Source organism: Protofrankia sp. CiP3, assembly GCF_917627345.1.
In the GTDB taxonomy this organism is placed as follows: domain Bacteria; phylum Actinomycetota; class Actinomycetes; order Frankiales; family Frankiaceae; genus Protofrankia.
The window spans coordinates 8,780-13,424 of the sequence record NZ_CAKJTM010000116.1 but is presented as its reverse complement, the minus strand read 5'-3'; the positions used below and the strand labels follow the sequence as shown (position 1 = coordinate 13,424).

The 4,645-nt window shown below is 75.2% G+C and carries 1 protein-coding gene; it reads right to left on the bottom strand.

Annotated elements, in window-relative coordinates:
- A partial coding sequence (locus MJ797_RS23250; RefSeq protein ID WP_239341217.1) for a tetratricopeptide repeat protein occupies positions 1 to 3,994 on the bottom strand: 3,994 nt, incomplete at its 3' end.
- Positions 3,995 to 4,645 lie beyond the last annotated feature (651 nt).

Genomic DNA, 4,645 nt, shown 5'->3' with positions numbered 1-4,645 from the left:
CCTCGGCGCCCGGGTAGTCCCCCCGCAGCTGCGCCAGGTTGCCGATGTTTTCGTAGGTGGTAGCGAGGCCGGCGCGGTCACCGAGCTCCTCGAAGATGGCCAGGGCCTGCTGGTAGCGGGCCTCGGCGCCCGGGTAGTCCCCCCGCAGCCGCGCCAGGACGCCGAGGCTGGTGTACGTGAGGGCGAGGCCGGCGCGGTCACCGAGCTCCTCGAAGATGGCCAGGGCCTGCTGGTAGCGGGCCTCGGCGCCCGGGTAGTCCCCCCGCAGCCGCGCCAGCTGGCCGAGGTTGGTGGAGGTGATGGCGAGGCCGGCGCGGTCCCCGAGCTCCTCGCGGATGGCCAACGCCTGCTGGTGGCGGGTCTCGGCGGCCGGGTAGTCCCCCCGCAGCCGCGCCAGGACGCCGAGGTTGGTGTAGAGGTTTCCGTAGGTGGTGGCGAGGCCGGCGCGGTCACCGAGCTCCTCGCCGATGGCCAACGCCTGCTGGTAGCGGGCCTCGGCGCCCGGGTAGTCCCCCCGCAGCTGCGCCAGGATGCCGAGATTGCTGTAGGTGGCGGCGAGGCCGTCGCGGTCACCGAGCTCCTCGTCGATGGTCAGGGCCTGCTGGTAGCGGGTTTCGGCGGCCGGGTAGTCGCCTCGCAGCTGGGCCAGGATGGCGAGGTTGGCGTGGGCGACGGAGAGCCCCTTGGTGCGGCCGGGCAGGTGGGGGAGCAGCTCACGCCAGGTCTGCTCGCCCCAGTCGTAGGCCCCCCAGGTGTGCAGCTGGCGCCAGGCGGTGTTGGTGGTCCACGCGGCGGCGTCGGTGTCGCCGGCGGCGAGCTGGTGGTGGGCGGCTTCGAGGAGGTGGACGACGTCGTCGATGCGGGGTTGGGGCAGGACCTCGACGCGCCAGGCCCAGTAGGCGGCGGCGCGGCGGTGGGCCTCGGCGAGGGCGGCCGGTTCGGTGGTGCGGGCCAGGGCGGCGGCGGTCCACCGGTGCACCACCATGCCCGCCCCACCGTCAGCCAGCGGGGCGGGGGTGAGCAGGCCCAGGTCGGCCACCAGCCGGGTGGCCGCATCCAGCCCGGCCGGTACGACCAGCGGTGGGCGGCGCTCAGCGGCCAGGTCCGCGTCGAGCTGGGCGCGGTCGGCCGGCGAGAGGCCCATGTCGTCGACGCCGGCCTGCGGGTCGGCGGCGCGGGCCTGCCGGATGCGCGCGGACAGCTCCGCCAGCCGGGCCTGCCGATCCGGGTCGGCGACCGGCTGGCCCATGTCGCCGACCTGCCAGGCCAGGCCGGTGTCGTCGACGGGGAGGCGGTAGACCGCCGCGCCGCGCAGCAGCCGCCCGGCCAGCGGCACCTGTTCCACCCGCGCCAGCAGGGCATCGAGGAGCACGTCGGCCGCGGCCAGGGTGACGGTCTCGTCCAGGGCCCGGTCGAGGTCGCCGGCCCGGCCGTCCAGCCAGGCCTCCGGGTCGGCGACCTCGGCCCGCTCGGCCAGGGCGGCGCGCAGCCGGCGGTCGACGTCGGCGAACCGGGCCCGCCCGCCGGCCAGCAGGGCGTCGAGGTATTCCAGGGCACGGGGGTGGCCGCCGACGTCGGCGACCGCACGGCGCAGCTCGGCGGGGGTCAACCTGTCCAGGGCGGGCAGGCGCCAGACGAGTTTGCGGGCCTCGGCCAGGCTGAGCGGGCCCAGGTGCACCTCGGCCAGCCCCCGGTGGGCCTCGCCGGGCAGGTGCAGCGGGTAGCGGCTGGTCACCAGCAGCCGGGCGTGCCGGTGCAGGTCTGTCCAGCGGGTGAGGAACGCGGCTAGGTGCGGGTCGCGGACCTCGGCCGGGTCGCCGCCGGCGGGACTGGCCTGGTTGTCCTCGAAGTTGTCCAACAGCAGCAGCACCGGCAGGGTGGGCAGCAGGTGCTCGACTAGCAGTTCCACCCGCTCCGCCCACGGCAGCGATGTCTCGCCGACCATGCCCGCCAGGGTCAGCAGCCGCTGCTGGAGGCCGGGGGGTTGACGCAGGGCGGCTGAGCGCAGCCGGCGGGCGGCGGTGTCCAGGATCAGGTCGGGAGTAGCGGGGCCGGCCAGGGAGACAACCAGGCCCGCCTGCTCGCCCAGCCCGGCGACCAGCTGGGCGGCCAGCGTGGACTTACCCACCCCGCCGATCCCCCGGACCACCGCCCCGGGCGTGGTACCGCTGCGCAGGGCGGCGAGCAGCCCCCGCAGCTCGCCGCGGCGGCCGACGAACGCCCCGACCCGGCGCACCACCATCCCCTCGGCGAACACCGGCTCGCCCGACGGGCGGACCTCGGCGAAGGCCTGTTTGGGGTCGTACAGCGGCCGGGCCGGGCCGCGCAGCAGCAGGGTCGGGGTGGCCCACTCCACCAGCCCCCGGGCCGGGTCGGCCTCCGGCAGCCGGCGGCGGTCGTCCTCCAGCTGCCGGCGGGCGGCGGCGAGGGCAGCCAGGGGGTCGGCGACCTGCCCGCCGGCCAGCTCCGCATACAGCCGGGAGGCCAGGGCAGTGGCATACCGGTCGGTCACGCTGGCGGTCATCGCCAGCACCGCCGGCACCCCCCGGGCCAGCCCCGGCAATGCCGCCACCGCGGCCGGGGGTTCCTGGTCCTCCTGGGCCGCCGCCTGCTCGCCGGTGGCCTGGGCGCCGGTGCCGCCTGTCCCGCCGGCACCGGCCTGGGCGGTGGAACAGCCGGCCAGCACCACCAGCCCCACACCCCGGTCGGGCAGGAGCGCCTCGTCGGCGAACCGGGCCGCGTCCACCAGATCCGGCCGGCCGTCGGCGGTTTCCAGGACCAAGGCGCCCGGCTGGGCGTGGCAGGAGATATGCAGGACGTGGAAACGCTGCCGGGCGAGCGCGGCGCGGATCTCGGCCAGGCTGCCCCAGGTCACCACCTCCACGTAGGCCCGGCCCGCCTGCCGCGCGACCTCGACCGCATCCAGAATCTTGGCCAGTTCCTGCTCGTAGTCCAGCAGGTCCAAGCCCGTGCCCCGTTCCGGGCTGGCGACGGCCGCCAGGATGCGCAGCGGCCCCGGGATCGTCGGCAGCGGGGTCGGCCCCAGGCCGGGCACCGCCCGGTACAGCCGCACCTGCGGGTGCAGCACCAGCGGGTGCGCCATCCCCGGTACCACCAGGGTCTCCCATGGCAGGTCGGCCAACGCCGGGTCGTCGACCTCCACCGCCAGCTCCAGCGAGGCACCCAACCGGGCCGCTGCCTGGACCTCGGCGGCCACCGCCGCGGCGACCGGCTCCGGCAGGAACCGTTCACCCAACAACACCCCGGCCGAGGTCAGCCGGCCCGCCAACCCCGCCGCGTGCCCCGCCGCCCCGCCCGCCCGGTCGACGCGCTCTACCGCTTCCACGGCCGCCGGAGCCAGACGCCTGGCCCGCACCAACTCGAACAGCCCGTCCCGCAAGCGGTGGTCCACCCCGGCCGGGCGGCCCCGGGCCACCTGCCCGCCTACGGGGGCGAACACCACCTCGTCCGCACTCAGGCGCAGGGTGGCCTCCCGCGGCCCCTCCGGGCGCCACCCGCCGCCGGCCGGCACCACCAGCCCGCCCGGCGTACGTGCTTCCCCCGCCGGGCGGGGGCCGCGCTGCCCGCGCAGCCCCCGCAGCAACGCCTCGAACGTCACCCGGTAGGCGGCCTCGTCGCCCCCTGTACCGCGGAAGTCGACGTAGTGCCGGTTACCCAGGAACGGCGGCAGCACCACCTCGCCGATGACCACCGGGACCAGCCGCAGGCCCTCGTCGTTCGAGCGGCGCAGCAGGGCCTCGTATTCATCCCGGACCCACGGCCGTTCCAGCGATGCCGGGCTGCACACCACCACAGCCGCGACCGAGCCGGCGACACCGTCCTCCAACCGTTCGACCCACCGGTCTCCCGGGGCGATCTCCCAGTCGTCGAAGAACACCCTCAGCTCGGCGGCGTGCAGGTTCTCCACGAGCGCCCGCACCCACACCTCGTCCGCATGCCCGTAGGAGACGAAGACGTCGTACCGCTCCCCCACCGGGCACCCCCGCGTGCGTCCCTCCCCGAACTGTCCGGGTAACCGTACCAGCACAGATCATCCCAGTCGGGGGCGATCCTGTGGAACGGCCTCGCCCTCCTCGATAGCAGCGGTCACCGGGGCGACGTGCCCGAAAGCCCGGACGTCGACGCATCCACGGCGATCACCGAGGACCCGTCGCTCTGGTTGCGGTGGGCCGGGCATTCGATGGAGGCGCGGTATATACACCGGACTAGTCAGCCACGATCTCCGACGATGGTCGCCAAGAGTAATCGTCCGTGGGATGGGTCGTGGGACGGGCGGAGGGTCAAGACCGGCGTTTCGCGAGGTTTGCGGGGCGCGTGGCGGGGTGGAGGTGCTGGTAGCGCGCCCTGATCTTGCGCGCGGCCCTCTTCGAGATCGACATGCACCGAGCGGGATGGGGCTTGCGCAGGTGACCACGGTCCCGCTCGGATGTGCCGCGGGGCTGGTGGTCGCGGCGCGCACCGCTCCATGCCTCGGTAAGCAATGCCCCGGTAGGCACAGGCCCGGTAAGCAATGCCCCGGTAAGCGCAGGCCCGCCCGCGTCACGCCGGGTTTTCCAGTGACGGGCTGAGCCGTGCTCCCAAGCGTCCGAGGTTAAGAGCGCCCGGCAATAGGGGAGCGGCGTCA